The following is a 17,740-nucleotide window of genomic DNA, read 5'->3' as shown; positions in this document are numbered from 1 at the left end:
CGTGACCAAATCGCGCATCGACAGCGCCGCCGCGATCAGCGTGATGGACCTGTTCACCATCGGCATCGGCCCGTCCAGCTCGCACACGGTCGGGCCGATGCGCGCCGCGCTGATGTTCATGGATACGCTGCCGACCTGTCCGGTGCGGGTGCAGTGCGAACTTTATGGCTCGCTGGCGCTGACCGGCCGGGGCCATGCCACCGACAGCGCGATCCTGCTCGGCCTGTCGGGCCACAGCCCCGAAAATGTCGATCCCGATGCCATCCCCGCCATTCTTCAGGCGATCCGCGACGATGGCCGCATTCGCGCCGGCAGCGCCCATCTCGACTGGGTGCCGTTCGAGGAAGCGCGCGACCTTGTCTTCCGCATGGGCGAATTTCTGGAGGCGCACAGCAACGGCATGCGCTTCACCGCCTGGCTGCCGGGCCGGGACGAACCGCTGGTGCGCGATTATTATTCGATCGGCGGCGGCGCGGTGCTGCCCGGCGCCATTCCCGCCGACCCGGATATTCCGCTCGGCCATAATGTGGTCCAGCCCTTTCCCTTCTCGTCCGGCGCCGAACTGCTGGCGCAGGGGGAGGCGACCGGCCTTAGCATCGCGACGCTGGTTCTCCGCAACGAGGGCGCCTGGCGCGCCCAGGGAGAGACCGAGGCCTTTCTCGACAGCGTTATCGACGCCATGTCCGCCTCGATCGATCGCGGCCTGAAAGAAGAGGGCCTGCTGCCCGGCGGGCTCAAGGTGCGCCGCCGGGCCAAGGCGATCCACAACAAGCTGCGGCTGCAGGGCGCCAGCGTCGGCCCGGCCCAGATCTTCGAATGGGTCAGCCTGTTCGCGCTCGCCGTGAATGAGGAAAATGCCGCCGGCGGCCGGGTCGTCACCGCACCCACCAACGGCGCGGCCGGCGTGATCCCGGCGGTGCTTCATTATTATCGCCGCTTCGTGCCCGGCGCCGATCGGGAAGGGGAGCGCCGCTTCCTCCTCACCACCGCCGCCATGGGCTTCCTCTACAAGAAGCGCGCCTCCATCTCGGCCGCCGAAATGGGCTGTCAGGGGGAAGTCGGCGTCGCCTGCTCGATGGCAGCCGCGGGCCTCGCCGCCGTGCTGGGCGGCACCAACAGCCAGGTCGAAAATGCCGCCGAGATCGGCATGGAGCATAATCTTGGCCTCACCTGCGATCCGATCGGCGGCCTCGTCCAGATCCCCTGCATCGAACGCAACACCATGGGCGCGGTGAAGGCGATCAACGCCGCCTATCTCGCGCTCCAGGGCGATGGGCGCCATATCGTCAGCCTCGACGCGGTGATCGAGACGATGCGCCAGACCGGCGAGGACATGGCCAGCCGCTACAAGGAGACATCGCTTGGCGGCCTGGCCGTCAATGTCGTGGAATGCTGAAGGAAGGTCGCCTCATTTCGTCGCTCCCGGCCCACGGGAACGCGCCGAACTGAGCGGCTTTCGTGGCATTAATACCACATTATCAGCTGTTTATCTGAGGTTCATGAAACAAATATGACCGCTCCGGCTTGAGCGTCTCACCCCCAAGGGGAAGAGAAAGACAACGGAGTGATGTTTATGCGTAAGTTGATGGTCGCCACTTTGCTGGCCGGTGGTGCAGTTGCCGCGCCGGCGCTCGCACAGGATGCCACCCCGACCTTCACCGGCCCGCGTGTCGAAGCGATCCTGGGCTATGACCATACCGGGGCCGGCAGCTCGATCGACAATGACAATGGCAGCGACGATCAGAAGATCGACGGCCTGCTCTATGGTGTCGGCGCGGGCTATGACGTGAATGTCGGCGGCGCCGTCGTCGGCGTCGAGGGCGAGTTCACCGACTCCACCGCCAAGAGCAGCCGCAACGACTTCACCGACCAGTTCGGCTATGGCCGCGTCAAGCAGGGCCGCGATCTCTATATCGGTGCCCGCGCGGGTATCCTCGCCGATCCCTCGACCCTCATCTATGTGAAGGGTGGCTACACCAACACCAAGCTGGGCGTGCTGGCCGGCGACACCAATCAGGTCACCGACACCTCGTTCAAGCTGGATGGCTGGCGCGTCGGCGGCGGCGTGGAGCGCGCGCTCAACGCCAACACCTTCGCCAAGATCGAATATCGCTACTCCAAATATGACAGCGCCCATATCGACTTCATGGATGGCTCGACCAGCAGCGAATTCGACGTCGACACCGACCGCCATCAGGTCGTCGCCTCGGTCGGCTGGCGCTTCTAAGACGTCAGAACATCCTCCCCATCCGTTCGCTTCGAGCGAAGTCGAGAAGTGCGATGCACAGGCGTTTCTCGACAAGCTCGAAACGAACGGGGGAGGGGGCGTTCGATACAGAAAACAGGGGGCCGGTCACCGATCGGCCCCTTTTTTGCAGCATCCGCCCATAGCCTCTATCAGCCGCCCTGCGGGGATGTTACTTACATGGCTGTGAGTAACGCGATTCCCCACCTGTACCCGGTTGGCATCCAGCCCGACGACATCGACTTCATGGGTCATGTCAACAATGCCAGCTATCTGAAGTGGGTGCAGGATGCCGTGCTCGACCATTGGCGCGCGCTCGCCCCGGCCGAGGCGGTGGCCCAGCATCTCTGGGTCGCGCTCAAGCATGAGATCACCTACCGCAAGCCCACCTTCCTGGATGATGAGGTGATCGCCACCGTCCTCCTCGAAAAGGTGCAGGGCGCCCGTGCCTTCTATGAAACCGTGATCCGCCGTGGCGAGGAAGTGCTGGCCGAAGTCAAGTCGAGCTGGTGCTGCGTCGACTCCTCCACCCTGCGCCCGGCCCGCATCGCCCGCGAAGTGATGCAGCATTTCTTCGCGCCCGACGACAGCGGCTCCACCGCCGACTGATCCCACCCCATGAATGGCAGGGTTGCAGCGTGGGAACGCGCTTGACCCACGCCCGGATGTTTGCATTAGTCCGACAAATAAAGGGCCGGTGACGGGGCGGCGAAGCGCGCCGTCCGCTGCGGCCCTGTCGGCGAAGCGCGTCTGTCGATCATCATGCGCTCGCCCGATGGATGAGGGAGAGGGCGTTGATGCGGTGGCCGTCGGGAATGACATATCTGGGTTTTGGCCTGCTGCTGGGCAGCGCCACCATGGCGATCGCGGCCCCCGCCACGCCGCCGCGCCAGCTCGACATCGTCAAAAGCATCGTCAAGGCCAAGCCGGAGGCGAAGGACGAAGCCAGCGCCCGGACGTCCTATCTCCTCGTCTATTTCAAGGACGAGACCCACTCGCTGCATTTCGCGACCTCGGCGGATGGCTACAGCTTTACCGACGTCAATGACGGTGCGCCGGTCCTCAATGGCCGCGATGTCGCCGAACAGAAGGGCATCCGCGATCCCTATATCATGCGCGGTCCCGACAATGCCTTCTACCTCGCCATGACCGATCTGCATATTTTCGCCAAGCGCGAAGGGCTGCGCGATACCGACTGGCAGCGGCCGACCGACAGCTATGGCTGGGGCAATAACCGCTCGATGCTCTTCATGAAATCCTATGATCTCACCCACTGGACGCTGGCGTCCGTGACCATCGATCAATTGTTCAAGTCGACCGCCAATGCCGGCACCGCCTGGGCGCCGGAAATGATCTACGATCCCGACAAGCGCAAGATCATGGTCTATTTCAGCACCCGCAACGGCAAGGAGACCGACCATATGGTCTATGCCTATGCGGACGACGCCTTCACCACGCTGACCAGCGAACCGCGCGACCTGTTCACCTATCCCAAGGCCGGCACCGGCACGATCGACGGCGATATCACCAAGGTCGGCGATCGCTACCGCCTCTTCTATGTCGCCCATGACAAGCCCGGCCATCTGCGTCAGGCCACCTCATCGCGCATGGATGGCGGCTATGTCTTCGATCCGGCCAAGATTGACCCGGAAACGGTCGGTACCGAAGCGCCCAACCTGTGGCGGCGCCACGGCACTGACACCTATGTGCTGATGTATGATGTGTTCGGCGCCAAGCCGGTCAACAATATGGGCTTTTCGGAGACGGAGGATTTCGTCCATTTCCGCGACATCGGCCATTTCAACGCGCCGGGATCGCCGATGAAGGCGACCAACTTCACCCAGCCCAAGCACGGCGCCGTCATCCCGATCACCCCGGCAGAAGCGGAGCGGCTGAAAACCTATTTCCGGAAATAAGGGGCAGGGGAGGATCGCACCGGATCGGCGCAGCGCCGCCGTTGCGATCCACCATCCTTACAGCGTCGCTTCGATCGCGCGCGCCGCCTGGTCAGGATCTTCGGCCTGGCTGATCGGGCGACCGATCACCAGCATCGACGCGCCCCGGTCCAGCGCCTCGCGCGGGGTCACGGCGCGCTTCTGGTCGCCCATCGCGCCGCCCGCCGGGCGGACACCGGGCACGACGAAATAGCCGTCGGGCCAGATCTTCTTGACCAGCGCGACCTCCTCGCCGGAACAGACGATGCCGTCCAGGCCGGCGTCGCGCGCCAGTTCGGCGAGCCGCGTCACCTGTTCCTCGGCGGCGCCATTGACGCCAATGTCATTAAGGTCGCCATTGTCGAGGCTGGTGAGTACCGTCACCGCCACCACCTTGGTCTTGGTGCCGGCCGCCGCTTTCGCATCCTCCAGCATCGCCCGGCCGCCGGCCGCATGGACCGTCAGCACCGCCGGTTCCAGCCCGTGCAGCGCCTGCACCGCCTTCGCCACCGTATTGGGAATGTCGTGCAGCTTGAGGTCGAGGAAGATCGGCAGGCCGAACTTCATCATTTCATGCACGCCATGATGGCCATTGGCGCAGAAGAACTCCAGCCCCAGCTTTAGCCCGCCGACATGGTTGCGGACCTGCCCGGCCAGATGCTGGGCCTTGGCAAGGTCGGGCGTGTCGATGGCGACATAGATCGGGCTGCTCATGCTTGTCCTGTAGGGGTAAGGGGCGACGGCGTGGCGTCGGGCAAGATCGGGGTTGTCACCGTCGCAGGCGTGGCCGGGGCGGCGGAAGCGGTCGCGGCGACCAGCGCACGCTCGGTGCTCTCCAGCCGGCGCTTCATGCGCCAGCGCGTCGCGCGGGCCATGATCCAGAAGGGCATGGCGCCCAGCAGGAATGCGCCGATCAGAAGCACCGGCAATTTGGTTTCCATCACCATGTCGCCCCACAGGCGCACGGTCACGGGGACATAGTTCGCCATGCAGAAGAAGGCGAGGGCGACGGCGATGACGACCCAGAAGGCAGTCCGCAGAAATTGCATCGGCGATCCTCTCGCTGCTGATAGGGCGGTCAGCCTAGGCGATTTTGGCGAAAGGCGAAAGCGCCTGTTCAGATTTCGCGGACGGCGACCATCATCGACAGCGTTTGCGTGGCGCCCGGCGCCAGCATCGCCATGCCTTCAGGTCCGTTGATCGCGTCCGGCATATGGCTGACCGGCTCCAGGCAGAAGAAGTCGCCAGCGGGCGGGCGGAAGACATGCAGCCAGTCCGCACCCTGCGCCGTCAAGGTCAGGCGGATGCCGTCGCCCCGGTCGACCACCGCCACATGATCCCAGCCGCCATGGACATTGTCGATCAGGCTGTCGCCGGTCACGCGCGCGCCCTGCGACCAGTCGCCCAGCGCATCGGCCGGCACTTCCCGTTCGGGCAGCATGTCGGGGGAGGAGAGCCAGAGCGTGTCGGCGTGGAAGCGCAGCATCGTGTCGCCGTCCAGCGCGAAATAGGGATGGAAGCCAAGGCCGCAGGGCATCGGGCTGTCGCCCAGATTCTGCACCAGCAGCGTGACTTCCAGCGCATCCTCGCTCAGGCGGACATGCTGCTGCGCGCGCCAGGCCCAGGGCCAGCCCGCATCGCCGTCATGCGTCTGTTCCAGCCTGACGTGATGGCCCGACTGTTCCAGCACCTGCCAGGGCCGCTGCCAGCCAAAGCCATGGATGCTGTGGGGATGATCGCCGAAATTGAGCGGCAACTGATAGCTTTGCCCGTCCACGCTATAGCGCCCATGGGCGATGCGGTTGGCATAAGGCACCAGCGGGAAGCTGGCCATGTCCAGCGGATCATGGCTGTCCTGCGGCGCGCGGCGCAGCAGGGCCACGCCGTCGCGATCGAAGGACAGGATCGACCCGCCAATGTCAGGGGCGAGCGCGCAGCTGAGCGCGCCCGCCTTCAGGGTGACGATCTTGCTCAGCCGACCATGTCCTCAAGCTCGCGGCCCTTGGTCTCATGGACCATGGCGCGCACGAAGAAGAAGGAAATGGCGGCAAACAGGGCGTAGCCGGTATAGGTCATGACCAGGCCCGGCGACACGGCGAGCGAGGGGAAGCTGACCGAGATCGCCGCATTGGCGATCCACTGGGCAAAGCCGGCGACGGCCAGGCCCGAACCACGGATCTGGTTGGGGAACATCTCGCCCAGCATCACCCACATGATCGGACCCCAGCTCAGGTTGAAGAAGATCACGTAGAGGTTCGCCGCGATCAGCGCCATCAGGCCGTTATGGCCCGGCAGCACCACGCCGCCATCCGCGCCGGTGACGGCGGTGGAGAAGGCATAGGCAACGATCGCCAGCGTCACCGCCATGCCCGCCGAACCGATCAGCAGCAGCGGCTTGCGGCCGATCTTGTCGACCAGCATGATCGTGCCCAGGCACGCGCCGATCGACAGCACGCCCGACAGGATGTTGATCTGCAGCGCATTATCCTCGGAAAAGCCGACGGCTTCCCACAGGGTGGCGCCATAATAGAAGACGACGTTGATGCCGACCAGCTGCTGGAACACGGCCAGACCAATGCCGGCCCACACGATCGGGCGCACCTTGCCGCTGGCCTTGTCGATCAGGTCGCTGAGCTTGGGGCGGTGATGATCGGCGGCCAGGCTGGCGCGGATCTCGCCGACCTTGCGATTGGCTTCCTCGGCCCCGAACAGCTTGGTCAGGACCGCGCGGGCGCGTTCGTCCTGGCCGCGCGCGACCAGATAGCGGGGGCTTTCCGGGATCACCAGCAGCGCCAGGAAATAGATGGCGGCCGGGATCGCCTGCAGCCAGAACATCCAGCGCCAGGCCGGGAAGTCGAGCCACAGCGGCGCGGTCGAACCGCCGGCATAGCGGGCCAGCACGAAATTGGCGACGAAGGCGCCGGTGAGGCCGGAAATGATCATCACCTGCTGCACGCTCGACAGCCGGCCGCGGATCGAGGCGGGGGTGACTTCGGAGATATAGACCGGCGAGATGACGCTCGCCGCGCCCACGCCCAGGCCGCCGATGATGCGGGCAATGATGAAGATGGCGGAGGAACCGGCGGCACCGGCCAGCAGTGCGCTCACCAGGAACAGGATCGCCGCCAGCATCATCACGCCGCGACGGCCGATGATGTCGGCCATGCGGCCCGCGCCGAACGCGCCGATCGACGATCCGACCAGGATCGCGCCGACATTGACGCCGATGCCCAGCTTGCCCAGGTCGAAGGCGGCTTCCAGCCCCTTCTGGGTGCCGTTGATGACGCCCGAATCATAACCGAACATGAAACCGCCGATCGTGGCGACGGCCACGATCGCTGCGATGAAGGCCATATTGACCTTCCCGGCGCTCCCCTCACTCATCTGCTTGTCCTTCCAGCTCTCTATTTCTTCTATATCGTGGCGACATGGCCCGGCAGCCCCGCGACGCCGGCGTCGAAGGCGAACAGATCGCCTGCCAGGGGCTGTTCTGTCAACGCTGTCACATCCAGTCCCTTGCGCGCCGTCGTGGCATAGGCCGTCATCAGGTCCGGGCCGCCAAAGGCGATCTTGGTGATGTTGGCGACGGGGAAGCGGATTTCCCGCATCAGCCGCCCGGCCGGGTCATAGCGGCGCACCGCCCATCCGCCGAACAGGCCGGTCCACAGGCAGCCTTCGGCATCGACCGTGGGGCCATCGGGATAGCCCGCGCCATCCTCGATCCGGGTGAACAGGGTGGCGGCGCCGGCGACGCCATCGGCATCGACCGGGCATTGCCAGATGGCGCGGCCCAGCGTGTCGGTATGATAGAGGATGCGCCCGTCGGGCGAGAGGGCAGGGCCGTTGGTGATCGACACGGCGGCCAGCCCGCTCTCGACCAGGTCGCCGCGATGCAGCCGGTAGAAACGGCCGCTTTCCTCTGCCTCGGCATCGTCCATCGACCCGAACCACAGGGCGCCGCCGGGCGCCACCGTGGCGTCGTTCAGCCGGTTGCCCGGTCGATGCGCTTCGGGCGCGTGGAGCAGGGTGAAGGCGCCGCTCCTGGGATCGAAGCGATGCACGCCCGATTGCAGGCCGACCGCGAACAGCCCGTCGTCGGTCGGCACGATCCAGCCGACCTGGCCCGGCGTGGTCCAGCTCTTGGACACGTCCAGCGCCGGGTCGAAGCGGTGGATCGCATGGCCCTTGATGTCGACGAACCACAGGGCCGCCTCGCGTTCGACCCAGATCGGCCCTTCGCCCAGTATCGCCCCGACCGACAGGACGCTGCGCGGTGCGGCGTCGCTCATCTCAGCGCCAGCCGGCGTCGATGAAATAGTCATGGCCGGTGCAATAGCGCGCATCGTCCGACGACAGGAACATGGCCAGCGCGGCGACATCGACCGGCAGGATGCGGCCGTCCAGGCACTGGGCCGCGACGATCTCGGCCTCGCCTTCGGGCGTGTACCATTTTTCCTGGCGCAGCGTCTTCACATTGCCCGGAATGATGGTGTTGACGCGGATATTGTCGCGGCCAAGGTCGCGGGCCAGGCTGCGCGTCAGCCCCTCGATCGCCGCCTTGGCGGTCTGGTAGAGGATGAGGTCGGGCAGGGCCAGGTGCCAGCTGATCGAACCGAAGTTCAGGATCACGCCGCCGCCCGCGCGCTTCATCGCCGGGATCGCCGCCTGCGCCGCGAAGAACTGGTGGCGCAGATTGACCGCCATCCGCTCGTCCCAATAGGCCTGGGTCACGTCCTCGATCACGTGGCGATCGTCATTGGCGGCGTTGTTGATCAGGATGTCGATCCCGCCCAGTTCCGCCTCGACCCGCGCCATCATCGCCTGCAGCGCGTCGATGTCGCGCAGGTCGCAGGCGTGGAAGATCGGGGTGAAGGCGCAGCCGCTCAGCCGTGCGGCCAGGGCCTCGCTCTCGGGGATGGCGATGTCGCAGAAGGCGACATGCGCGCCCTGCATCGCATAGGCTTCGACCAGCCCTTCGCCGATGCCGCTGCCGCCGCCGCTGATGAAGACCCGCTTGCCCTTCAGGCTCGGGTAGATGGCGCGGCTCATGCAGTTTCTTTCTGGTCGACGGCCGAGAGCAGACCGCGCCCGGCAAGATTGGTCATCAGCGCGGTCAGGCCGAAGGTCCAGGGTGCGGCGTCCTTCGACGTCACCACCGGGTTGATCAGCTTGCCCAGGCGCGGGGTGGAGATGGCAACGATGTCACCGACCTTGTGCGTAAAGCCGCGGCCTTCCTCGTCACGGTCCTGCACGGGCGCGAACAGCGTGCCCAGGAACAGGGCGAAGCCATCGGGATATTGATGTTCCGACAGGGTCTGGCGCACCAGTTCCAGTGGATCGCGGCTGATCTGGTCCATCCGGCTCGTGCCTTCGAGCATATAGCCTTCCGGCCCCTCGATGGTCAGGCCGACTTCGGCATTGCGCACATCGTCGATGGTGAAATCGCCGTCGAACAGGCGAACGAGCGGGCCGAGCGAGCAGGACGCATTATTGTCCTTCGCCTTGCCCAGCAGCAGGGCGGAGCGCCCTTCGAAATCGCGCAGATTGACGTCATTGCCTAGCGTCGCGCCCACGGCCTGGCCATCGGCATTGACCAGCAGCACGACCTCTGGCTCGGGATTGTTCCAGGTGGAATCGGACCGGATGCCGATTTCCGCCATCGGGCCGACCGTCGCCAGCACCGGTGCCTTGGTGAAGACTTCCGCATCCGGGCCGATCGCGACCTCCAGATATTGCGACCACAGGCCGTCCTCGATCAGCGCGGCCTTGAGCGCAGCGGCTTCCTCGGTGCCCGGCACCACGGCGCGGATCGATCCGCCGACCCGCTCTTCCAGGCGGCCACGGATTTCGGCGGCAGCGCCGGCATCGCCGCGCGCCCGTTCCTCGATTACGCGCTCCAGCGCCGACAGGGCAAAGGTCACGCCGCATGCCTTGACGCATTGCAGGTCGACCGGACTCAGCAGGGCCGCTTCGATCGCGTCCAGATCGCCGATCTTCTCGCCATCGGTGGCGGCGACGAAGGGCAGCTTCTCGACCAGCTGGGCGCTGGTCGGCGCGATCGCGCTCATGTCGTAAACGACGCCCTGCGACACCAGGATCGGGCTCGGGCCCGCGTTCGTCTGGATGCGGCCCAGGAAAAGCCCGGTCCGCCAGTCATGCGGCAGACAGTCAAGCAAGGCGGTATCCCCCGGCATCATCTTCTCCTATGCACCTGGTTGTTGATTGATAGCGCTACCAACATGGAAGGGCGGTGCAAGTCAAGACCCCCCTGATGAAAATCGCTCGCAGGGGCGGGGCGTCGGGGCTTTGCTGGCCGCGGGCCAGGCGTCATGGCGTGCGCATGGCACGGCGAATTTCCGGCCTTGCCGCTACGTCAGCCCTTTTCAGTCCCGCCGGGCTGCGGCATAGAAGGGGGACTATGAAGAAGAACCAAGAGAGCGTGCCGGACGCCGGCGCAGAAGCCCTCCAGCCAGAGGATAATGCCCCCGATCTCGCCGATGCGGCGCGCAAGTCCGCCGGAAAGGCCGTGTGGATGGGCACGGCCGTGGGCATTGGCTCGGCCGCGATCGTCGCCGCCCTGCTCTATACCAAGAAGCGTCGCTGAACCGGTCGGGGCCTGTTCCCGGCACCGCGGCCATCCGCCATAAAAAAAAGAGGCGGCATGTTCTGTGACATGCCGCCCCGGTGCGACCCGCTTGGGGTTCTGTATTTTCCCTGCCTTCGTGACGGGAAGGGAAATATTTATGCGCCCGCGCTGCCGCTCAGATAGCTGATCAGTTCGGGCTTGCTGACCGATATGCTCTTGTCGGCATCGGCAGTGGTGAAGGCGCCGCTGGCCCAGGCGGTGACTTCGGCCGGCGGCAGCGTCTTGCCGGTGGCCTTCATCTCCTGATCCTTGAGGGCCACCATCCAGCGCGAAAACTCGCCCTGGTCCAGCTGTCCGTCCTTGTTCGTGTCATAGGCCGGGAATTCCGACTCGACGATCGCGGCGACCGAATTGGCCGGGTTTGCCGGCTGCGCGGCCTGCGGTTCGGCCGGGCTCGCGGGCGCTGCCGGTTGTGCGGCCTGCGCTGCCGGATCGGCCGGCGCAGCCTGCTGCGCCAATGCGGGCGCTGCGACCAGCATGGCGCTCGTCAGAAGCAAGGTGCGGATCATGGCGACATCCTTTATATCATTGAAACGCGCAGGGCCTGCATTGGGCGCCTGCTTTGGCTTCATGCCTTAATTGCCATCACATAATACATGAAGACTAGGAAAAGTTCCTGAACATCGGTTCATCTACGCATTTGGACTTATGAAATGCTTCGGTTCGACTGTCTTTGCTTGGATAATTGCGGCCGGATGAGGCGCGCGCGGGGCAGGGGAGCCTCCTCAATTGCTCCAAAGGGCGCGGGCTGCTAGGCGGCGCGGCAATATCCACCCTCCAGCCGCAGGATTCGCCCATGGTCCCCCGCTATTCCCGTCCCGCAATGACCGCCCTCTGGGAGCCGGAAGCCCGCTTCAAGATCTGGTTCGAGATCGAGGCGCACGCGACCGAGAAGCTGGGCGAACTGGGCGTCGTCCCGCCGTCGGCCGCCAAGGCGCTGTGGGACTGGTGGGCCACCAACCCCGCGATCGACGTGCCCGCGATCGACGCGATCGAAGCCGTCACCAAGCATGACGTCATCGCCTTCCTGACTTGGGTTGCCGAACAGGTGGGCGACGAAGCCCGCTTCATGCACCAGGGCATGACCAGCTCCGACGTGCTCGACACCTGCCTGGCCGTGCAACTGACCCGCGCCGCCGACCTGCTGATCGAGGATCTCGACAAGCTGCTCGACGTCATCAAGCGCCGCGCCTTCGAGCATAAGCTGACCCCGACCATCGGCCGCAGCCACGGCATCCATGCCGAACCGGTCACCTTCGGCCTCAAGATGGCCGAAGCCTATGCCGAATTTTCGCGCTGCAAGACCCGCCTGATCGCGGCCCGCGAGGAAGTCGCCACTTGCGCCATTTCGGGCGCGGTCGGCACCTTCGCCAATATCGATCCGCGCGTCGAGGAACATGTCGCGCAAAAGCTCGGCCTCGCGATCGAGCCGGTCTCGACCCAGGTGATCCCGCGCGATCGCCACGCCATGTTCTTCGCGACCCTGGGCGTCATCGCCTCCTCGATCGAGCGCCTCGCCGTCGAGGTCCGCCACCTGCAGCGCACCGAAGTGCTGGAGGCCGAGGAATATTTCTCGCCCGGCCAGAAGGGCTCGTCGGCCATGCCGCACAAGCGCAATCCGGTCCTCACCGAAAATCTCACCGGCCTCGCCCGCATGGTGCGCAGCTACGCGCTACCCGCCATGGAAAATGTGGCGCTCTGGCATGAGCGCGACATCTCGCACTCTTCGGTCGAGCGCTATATCGGCCCCGACGCCACCATCACCCTCGACTTCGCGCTCGGCCGCCTGACCGGCGTGATCGACAAGCTGCTCGTCTACCCCGAGCGGATGATGAAGAATCTCGACAAGATGGGCGGCCTCGTCCACTCGCAGCGCGTGCTGCTGGCCCTGACACAGGCCGGCGTCAGCCGCGAAGACAGCTATCGCTATGTCCAGCGCAACGCGATGAAGGTCTGGGAATCCGACGGCCAGCTTTCGCTGCTCGAACTGCTCAAGGCCGACGAAGATGTCGCCAAGGCATTGAGCGCCCAGGAAATCGAGGACAAGTTCAACCTCGACTATCATTTCCGCCAGGTCGACACCATCTTCGCCCGCGTCTTCGGCGAAGCCTGACCCGACGCGCGAACAGCGCCGCGCGACAGTAAAGAAGAGGGCGCCCGACCACCCGGTCCGGCGCCCTTTTTCGTCCCTGCGAGCATGGCGAAGTCATGACGATAACGGGTTTTGACCGCTGACGACCCAATGCTGCCCGCTCTATCTTCGTCACCCTGAACTTGTTTCAGGGTCCATTCCTCCCAATAGACCAATGGCTTGTTAGGCTTGATAGATGCTGAAAAAAAGTTCAGCATGACGTAGGTGGAATGGCCGCAACCCACCCTCGATCGCTGTCCACAGAGCCGATCGCTACAAAGCGCTCCCCGCAGCGGCCTGTCCGCTTATGGCCGGAAAAGCTGCCCGGCGCGACACGACCATTTTTGGCCGTTCCGTCAGATAATCCTGATCCTTGAAACCGGCCATTCATTCAAGAGGCACGAAGAAGGCTGAATGGCGAAATCTGTTGGAGAGCGGACGTCCGCCGATCACAGCAGCGCCTAGAAATATTTAATTATATATTACAGTGGACCACGCGATATTGCGCGGCATTTTGCCCCATCCAAAAAAAGATCGGACGACATCCTGCGCCGTTTGATGGTCAAATGAATCTCCAGAAGGGCTTTTGAAAATAGCCCCAAGAAAACCAGTAACCCCCATCTCTTTGCCCGAAAATTTATTATTAGTCTTAACAGCGATTTTGCGAACGCGCTCTCCGTTGGGAATTAACTCTATACCCCAACCCTTCTTGTTCCATTGAAGGATAAGTTGATTGCGATCCTCATCGACCACACCAATGATGCCGTCCCTACGTCCCTTTGTGGTTTCAAAGGCTTCATCAATAGATGTCTCAGATGCGATCAGGGTATCGCCCCACCCAGAGGCGCGCACTGAGGGCACAGGAAAATTCGAGTTATGCACCTCTCGTGACGCATTTCGCTTCCCCTCAATGCTGTCTTCAATCCATCTCAGCGTAAAGACGAAACCGACAATGAGGCATATCCCAATCGGCAAGAAGCGCAAAAAGCCAATCTCTTCAAACGCCTTTGATATAAAAGGCGCATAGAAAAAAAGCGCAGCGATGCTCAATATGAACGAAATGAAACGGGCTAAGCGATATCGGCACATGTGCATTTTGATACACTTGAGTTGCCGATGTCCGCAACAAAGTGATTATTGCCGAACGACTTTTCCGCGCATCGTCGGCTATCGCTTGTCATCTCTCCAAAAGCAGACCGTCTCAAACCCACCCAAACCTGTCCTACACCCCGCCCACCCTGCTACACCGGGCCAAGGCTCATTCCCATCGTCCGCCCACCCTCCATCCTCGCATGAAGATTTCCAATGCGCGCACGAAAATGTCACAATGTGCGGGAAATATGCGAAGTTAAGCGCGGTCGATCCTATTTTCTGCCCTTGTGCTTGGGGCGCAGCCGCGGCGCCGCGTCGGACTGGCGGCGGACCAGTTCATAGTCCAGCAGCATGTGCGGCGGGCCATCCTCGCTCTGGGCGCGGCGCCCCTTGATGTGGCGCACCAGCAGGTCGACCGCCGCCCGCGACATGGCGCTGATCGGCTGGCGGATGGTGGTGAGTTCCGGCCAGATGGTGGTGGCGAGCGAGGTGTCGTCGAAGCCGCAGACGGTAAGGTCGCCCGGCACGTCCAGTCCGTTGCGATGGGCGATCGCCACCGTCGCGGCGGCCATGTCGTCATTGCTGGCGAAGATGGCGGTCGGCGGATTGTCCCGCGCCAATATATGCTCGGCCGCGTCCAGACCGGATCGGTAGGTGAAGAAACCCTGTTCCACCAGCGCATCGTCCAGCGCGATGCCGGCTTCGCCCAGCGCCCGGATATAGCCCTGATAGCGTTCCTCGCTCGCGCTCAGGTTCGGATGCCCCTTGATGAAGCCGATGCGGTTATGGCCAAGGCCAATCAGGTGCCGGGTCATTTCATAGGCCGCGCCCCGGTCGTCGATGCTGACCGCGGCCAGGCTGGCGGGCGCATGGCCGGTCGCCACCACGACGGCGGGGATGCCCGCCTCGCGCAGGGCATCGATCATCGCTTCATGGTCGCACAGCGGCGGCGGCAGCACGACGCCGTCGATCCGGCCGCGCACCAGATGGTCGACCACCGCCTTGATCGCGGTCTGCTCGTCCCATTTCTCGACGACCAGGTCGATGCCGGCGCGGCTCGACTGGTCGAGGCTCCCGACCAGGAATTCCGACAGATAGGAGGCGGACGGGTTGGAATAGAGCAGGCCGATCCGCGTCTCGTCGCCGCCCGCCAGGCTGCGCGCGGCGGCGCTGGGGGAGTAGTTGAGCGCGGCGATCGCCGCCTCCACCTTCTCCTTGGTTGCCGCCCGCACCACCTGTTCGCCATTGATCACCCGCGACACCGTCATCGGCGACACGCCGGCATGTTTCGCCACATCGTTGATGGTGGGCGCGTTGCGCTGGCGGCGGGAACTTCTGGCTTCCATCAGTTTTTCGGGGCCTTCGACATGGGACTAAACCTCTCTGCTAGCGGGATCATTGCGCAAGCTTAAGTAAAATCTCATTTCGGGTGCCCCGGCGCATAGGGGAAGCTCAGCGCCTTGTACCAGTCGAGCGGATGGGCGGGCGCCGCGCTGCCGGCGGGCAGGGGGCGGCCGGACACCGACTGGAAATAGGCGATGCAGGCGTCGCGCCACCATTGGGCTTCGCGATGCTGGATCGCCAGGAAGGTCTCGACCTGCGCAAAGCGCTCGGCATCGACCTGGGGCTTCAGCTTGGCCCAGTCCCGCTGCATCGCCGCCACCGTTTCGACGCCCCGGTCATAATGATGGATCAGCCCGTCCCACAGCGTCTCGCCAGACGCCAGGCGATAGTCCCAGGGCAGATGGTGGAACCACAGCAGCTCGCGCTCCGGCGTGGTCTTCGGATTGTCCAGTTGCTTCGCCAGCGCCGGCGCATATTGGCCGGTGGCATTGCTGCCCGTCCTGGTCCGGTCAAAGCCGATGCCCTGCCTGTCGGCCTTGTGATAATAGACCGGGTTCCATTCGGGCCGCGCCAGTTCGGACACCCAGGGGGCGGGGCCATAATGATGGCCAGTGCCCATGATATGGGCTAGGCCCAGCGGCGTCATATAGTCGACCGCCGCCTCGCGCGATCCCATCATCATCGCGACGATCGGCGTCACCACCCTGGGATCGGGCGAGAAGGTCTGCGCCGCCCATTCGCGCGCGACAGCCTCGGCGGTCAGGTCGGTGTCCCACGCCATGCGACCGAACGCATACCAGTCCGCCTGGTTGAAGATCGACCCGCTCCAGTCGCGGTCGACGCCGATATTGGCGACCCCGGCGATGCCGGTCAGCTTGTGGCCTTCCAGCGATCCGTCGATCACCTTGGCGACGGTCGATCCCTTGCCTTTGGCCAGCGTATCGCTCTTCAGCACCTCCTCGAACAGCGTGCCCAGATAGGTAAGGTGGGTCGACTGGCCCAGATATTCCTTGGTGATCTGGAATTCCATCATCAGCGGCGTCTTGGGCATCGCGCCGAACAGCGGGTGGAAGGGTTCGCGCGGCTGGAAGTCGATCGCGCCATTCTTCACCTGGACGATGACATTGTCGGCAAACTGGCCGTCGAGCGGCTTGAAGTCGCTATAGGCCTGCTTGGCGCGATCGTCGGGATTGTCATGGGCATAGACGAAGGCGCGCCACATCACGATGCCGCCATGCGGCTTGACCGCGGCCGCCAGCATGTTGGCGCCGTCGGCATGGGTGCGCTTGTAATCCTGCGGGCCGGGCTGGCCCTCGCTGTTCGCCTTCACCAGGAAACCGCCGAAATCGGGGATCGCCTTGTAGATTTCGTCGGCCTTGGCCTTCCACCAGGCGGCAACCGCCGGATCGAGCGGATCGGCGCTTTTCAGGCCATCCAGTTCCATCGGCGCGGTCCATTTGACCGACAGATAGACCTTGATGCCATAGGGGCGGAACAGGTCGGCCAGCGCCGCCGCCTTGGCGATATAGGCGGCTGTCAGGCTGTCCGACTTGGCATTCACATTATTGAGCACCGTGCCATTGATGCCCAGCGACGCGTTGGCGCGGGCATAGTCGGTATAGCGCGGCCCCTTATAATCGGGCAGGCGCCACCAGTCCCAGATCGACTGGCCGGCATAGCCGCGCTCCACCGTGCCATCCAGATTGTCCCAATGGTTGAGCAGGCGCAGGCCGATGCGCGGCGCGCTGCGCATATCGATCCGGTCGAGCGCCGCGCCGGTGCGGGCAAGGCGCAGCCAAGCATAGGCGCCGTGCAGCACGCCGACATCGGTCGCGCCGGCAATCACCGTCACCGGCTTGCCCGCGACCGTCATGGTGCGAATCGCATAGCCGTCAGCGCCCAGCCCGTCGGTCGGCACCGATGGCTTGTCCTGCCGCGCGGCCGACTGCAGCAGGATCGCACCTTGCTGCACTGTTGCTGTCAGGGGCACGGTGACGCCGGTCAGCCCGGCAATGCCGCGCTGCAATTCCCGCCGGGCGATCATCAGGGTAGGGCTGGCCCCGCCGACAATGCTGCGCGCGTTGGCCCCAATTTGTTGGGCAGCGGCTGGATCGGCCGGCACGTTGCGCAGCCACAGATCATAGCCATCCTCGGCCCAGGCGCGCGGCGCGCCGATCAGCAGGACGCTGGCCATGATCCAGCAAAACAGGCGCGCAAACATTCGGTCCTCTCCCCCTTTGCCCGCAGGCAATTTTTTGGTGCATTGCCAACGGTGGCATTGACAAGCAGCTCTTGGGTTGTGATGGTAACGCTATCAGTTGATCGGCGGCAAGCAAAAAGGAAAGCCG

17 protein-coding genes are annotated in these 17,740 nt (G+C 64.3%); 6 read left to right on the top strand and 11 right to left on the bottom strand.

What is annotated here, in order from left to right; all coding sequences use genetic code 11:
- Position 1: 1 nt before the first annotated feature.
- The 4 genes from HH800_RS14230 to HH800_RS14215 all read left to right on the top strand — a co-directional run bounded on the left by HH800_RS14230 (position 2) and on the right by HH800_RS14215 (position 4,161).
- A complete protein-coding gene (locus tag HH800_RS14230; RefSeq protein ID WP_278986226.1) occupies positions 2-1,396 on the top strand; it encodes an L-serine ammonia-lyase in 1,395 nt (464 codons plus the stop codon).
- A 177-nt stretch (positions 1,397-1,573) separates the two neighbouring features.
- Positions 1,574-2,227, top strand: coding sequence for an outer membrane protein (locus tag HH800_RS14225; RefSeq protein WP_004211411.1), 654 nt, complete (start codon positions 1,574-1,576; stop codon positions 2,225-2,227).
- A gap of 198 nt (positions 2,228-2,425) precedes the next feature.
- Positions 2,426-2,854 carry an acyl-CoA thioesterase gene (locus HH800_RS14220; protein ID WP_169861470.1) on the top strand — a complete coding sequence of 143 codons (429 nt, stop codon included), beginning with the start codon at positions 2,426-2,428 and terminating at the stop codon, positions 2,852-2,854.
- Between the two features lie 206 nt (positions 2,855-3,060).
- The gene (locus HH800_RS14215; protein ID WP_235681885.1) at positions 3,061-4,161 is read left to right on the top strand and encodes a glycoside hydrolase family 43 protein; all 1,101 of its coding nucleotides are present in this window, start codon (positions 3,061-3,063) and stop codon (positions 4,159-4,161) included.
- A gap of 57 nt (positions 4,162-4,218) precedes the next feature.
- On the opposite strand, the gene pyrF is transcribed toward HH800_RS14215, so the two are convergent.
- The 7 genes from pyrF to HH800_RS14180 form a co-directional block, all read right to left on the bottom strand.
- Positions 4,219-4,893: an orotidine-5'-phosphate decarboxylase gene (gene pyrF / locus HH800_RS14210; protein WP_010337957.1), complete on the bottom strand. Its 675-nt coding sequence runs from the start codon at positions 4,891-4,893 to the stop codon at positions 4,219-4,221.
- Positions 4,890-5,228, bottom strand: a complete 339-nt coding sequence (locus HH800_RS14205; RefSeq protein WP_010337958.1) for a lipopolysaccharide assembly protein LapA domain-containing protein — start codon at positions 5,226-5,228, stop codon at positions 4,890-4,892. Before HH800_RS14205 ends, pyrF begins: the two co-directional genes overlap by 4 nt.
- A gap of 68 nt (positions 5,229-5,296) precedes the next feature.
- Positions 5,297-6,085, bottom strand: a complete 789-nt coding sequence (locus tag HH800_RS14200; protein WP_419248229.1) for an aldose 1-epimerase — start codon at positions 6,083-6,085, stop codon at positions 5,297-5,299.
- Positions 6,086-6,150: 65 nt separating this feature from the next.
- Entirely contained in the window at positions 6,151-7,563 is a 1,413-nt protein-coding gene (locus HH800_RS14195) for a sugar porter family MFS transporter (RefSeq protein WP_169861468.1), read from the bottom strand.
- Between the two features lie 29 nt (positions 7,564-7,592).
- Positions 7,593-8,468 (bottom strand): SMP-30/gluconolactonase/LRE family protein, encoded by an 876-nt coding sequence (locus HH800_RS14190; RefSeq protein ID WP_010337961.1) that lies wholly within the window; start codon positions 8,466-8,468, stop codon positions 7,593-7,595.
- Position 8,469: 1 nt separating this feature from the next.
- The gene (locus HH800_RS14185) at positions 8,470-9,228 is read right to left on the bottom strand and encodes an SDR family NAD(P)-dependent oxidoreductase (RefSeq protein ID WP_125985097.1); all 759 of its coding nucleotides are present in this window, start codon (positions 9,226-9,228) and stop codon (positions 8,470-8,472) included.
- Positions 9,225-10,373: a fumarylacetoacetate hydrolase family protein gene (locus tag HH800_RS14180; protein ID WP_063976189.1), complete on the bottom strand. Its 1,149-nt coding sequence runs from the start codon at positions 10,371-10,373 to the stop codon at positions 9,225-9,227. The genes HH800_RS14185 and HH800_RS14180 overlap by 4 nt, the downstream gene beginning before the upstream one ends.
- 224 nt (positions 10,374-10,597) lie before the next feature.
- Here HH800_RS14180 and HH800_RS14175 point away from each other — a divergent pair, with 224 nt between their 5' ends.
- Entirely contained in the window at positions 10,598-10,783 is a 186-nt protein-coding gene (locus HH800_RS14175) for a hypothetical protein (RefSeq protein ID WP_004211421.1), read from the top strand.
- Positions 10,784-10,920: 137 nt separating this feature from the next.
- Here the strand turns inward: HH800_RS14175 and HH800_RS14170 are convergent, their stop codons facing one another.
- Positions 10,921-11,334 (bottom strand): EF-hand domain-containing protein, encoded by a 414-nt coding sequence (locus HH800_RS14170; protein ID WP_026109251.1) that lies wholly within the window; start codon positions 11,332-11,334, stop codon positions 10,921-10,923.
- Between the two features lie 287 nt (positions 11,335-11,621).
- Here HH800_RS14170 and purB point away from each other — a divergent pair, with 287 nt between their 5' ends.
- Positions 11,622-12,938: an adenylosuccinate lyase gene (gene purB, locus HH800_RS14165; protein ID WP_010337965.1), complete on the top strand. Its 1,317-nt coding sequence runs from the start codon at positions 11,622-11,624 to the stop codon at positions 12,936-12,938.
- Positions 12,939-13,427: 489 nt separating this feature from the next.
- Here purB and HH800_RS14160 read toward each other — a convergent pair whose 3' ends face one another.
- The 3 genes from HH800_RS14160 to HH800_RS14150 all read right to left on the bottom strand — a co-directional run bounded on the left by HH800_RS14160 (position 13,428) and on the right by HH800_RS14150 (position 17,613).
- Positions 13,428-14,006: a hypothetical protein gene (locus HH800_RS14160; protein ID WP_169861467.1), complete on the bottom strand. Its 579-nt coding sequence runs from the start codon at positions 14,004-14,006 to the stop codon at positions 13,428-13,430.
- A 314-nt stretch (positions 14,007-14,320) separates the two neighbouring features.
- Positions 14,321-15,394: a LacI family DNA-binding transcriptional regulator gene (locus HH800_RS14155; protein WP_017503410.1), complete on the bottom strand. Its 1,074-nt coding sequence runs from the start codon at positions 15,392-15,394 to the stop codon at positions 14,321-14,323.
- Between the two features lie 74 nt (positions 15,395-15,468).
- On the bottom strand, positions 15,469-17,613 hold the full coding sequence (locus HH800_RS14150) for an alpha-glucuronidase family glycosyl hydrolase (RefSeq protein WP_169861466.1): 2,145 nt from the start codon (positions 17,611-17,613) through the stop codon (positions 15,469-15,471).
- Between the last annotated feature and the right edge of the window lie 127 nt (positions 17,614-17,740).

Source organism: Sphingobium yanoikuyae, from assembly GCF_013001025.1.
In the GTDB taxonomy this organism is placed as follows: Bacteria; Pseudomonadota; Alphaproteobacteria; order Sphingomonadales; family Sphingomonadaceae; genus Sphingobium; species Sphingobium yanoikuyae_A.
The sequence above is the reverse complement of the archived record's forward strand: the minus strand, read 5'-3'. Positions and strand labels throughout refer to the sequence as shown.

What these genes read in the sequence shown, in the direction of transcription:
- HH800_RS14225 (WP_004211411.1), top strand. Translation starts at nt 1,574, where the DNA reads ATGCGTAAGTTGATGGTCGCCACTTTGCTGGCCGGTGGTGCAGTTGCC.
- HH800_RS14220 (WP_169861470.1), top strand. Translation starts at nt 2,426, where the DNA reads ATGGCTGTGAGTAACGCGATTCCCCACCTGTACCCGGTTGGCATCCAG.
- HH800_RS14215 (WP_235681885.1), top strand. Translation starts at nt 3,061, where the DNA reads ATGACATATCTGGGTTTTGGCCTGCTGCTGGGCAGCGCCACCATGGCG.
- pyrF (WP_010337957.1), bottom strand. Translation starts at nt 4,893, where the DNA reads ATGAGCAGCCCGATCTATGTCGCCATCGACACGCCCGACCTTGCCAAG.
- HH800_RS14205 (WP_010337958.1), bottom strand. Translation starts at nt 5,228, where the DNA reads ATGCAATTTCTGCGGACTGCCTTCTGGGTCGTCATCGCCGTCGCCCTC.
- HH800_RS14195 (WP_169861468.1), bottom strand. Translation starts at nt 7,563, where the DNA reads ATGAGTGAGGGGAGCGCCGGGAAGGTCAATATGGCCTTCATCGCAGCG.
- HH800_RS14190 (WP_010337961.1), bottom strand. Translation starts at nt 8,468, where the DNA reads ATGAGCGACGCCGCACCGCGCAGCGTCCTGTCGGTCGGGGCGATACTG.
- HH800_RS14185 (WP_125985097.1), bottom strand. Translation starts at nt 9,228, where the DNA reads ATGAGCCGCGCCATCTACCCGAGCCTGAAGGGCAAGCGGGTCTTCATC.
- HH800_RS14180 (WP_063976189.1), bottom strand. Translation starts at nt 10,373, where the DNA reads ATGCCGGGGGATACCGCCTTGCTTGACTGTCTGCCGCATGACTGGCGG.
- HH800_RS14175 (WP_004211421.1), top strand. Translation starts at nt 10,598, where the DNA reads ATGAAGAAGAACCAAGAGAGCGTGCCGGACGCCGGCGCAGAAGCCCTC.
- HH800_RS14170 (WP_026109251.1), bottom strand. Translation starts at nt 11,334, where the DNA reads ATGATCCGCACCTTGCTTCTGACGAGCGCCATGCTGGTCGCAGCGCCC.
- purB (WP_010337965.1), top strand. Translation starts at nt 11,622, where the DNA reads ATGGTCCCCCGCTATTCCCGTCCCGCAATGACCGCCCTCTGGGAGCCG.
- HH800_RS14155 (WP_017503410.1), bottom strand. Translation starts at nt 15,394, where the DNA reads ATGGAAGCCAGAAGTTCCCGCCGCCAGCGCAACGCGCCCACCATCAAC.
- HH800_RS14150 (WP_169861466.1), bottom strand. Translation starts at nt 17,613, where the DNA reads ATGTTTGCGCGCCTGTTTTGCTGGATCATGGCCAGCGTCCTGCTGATC.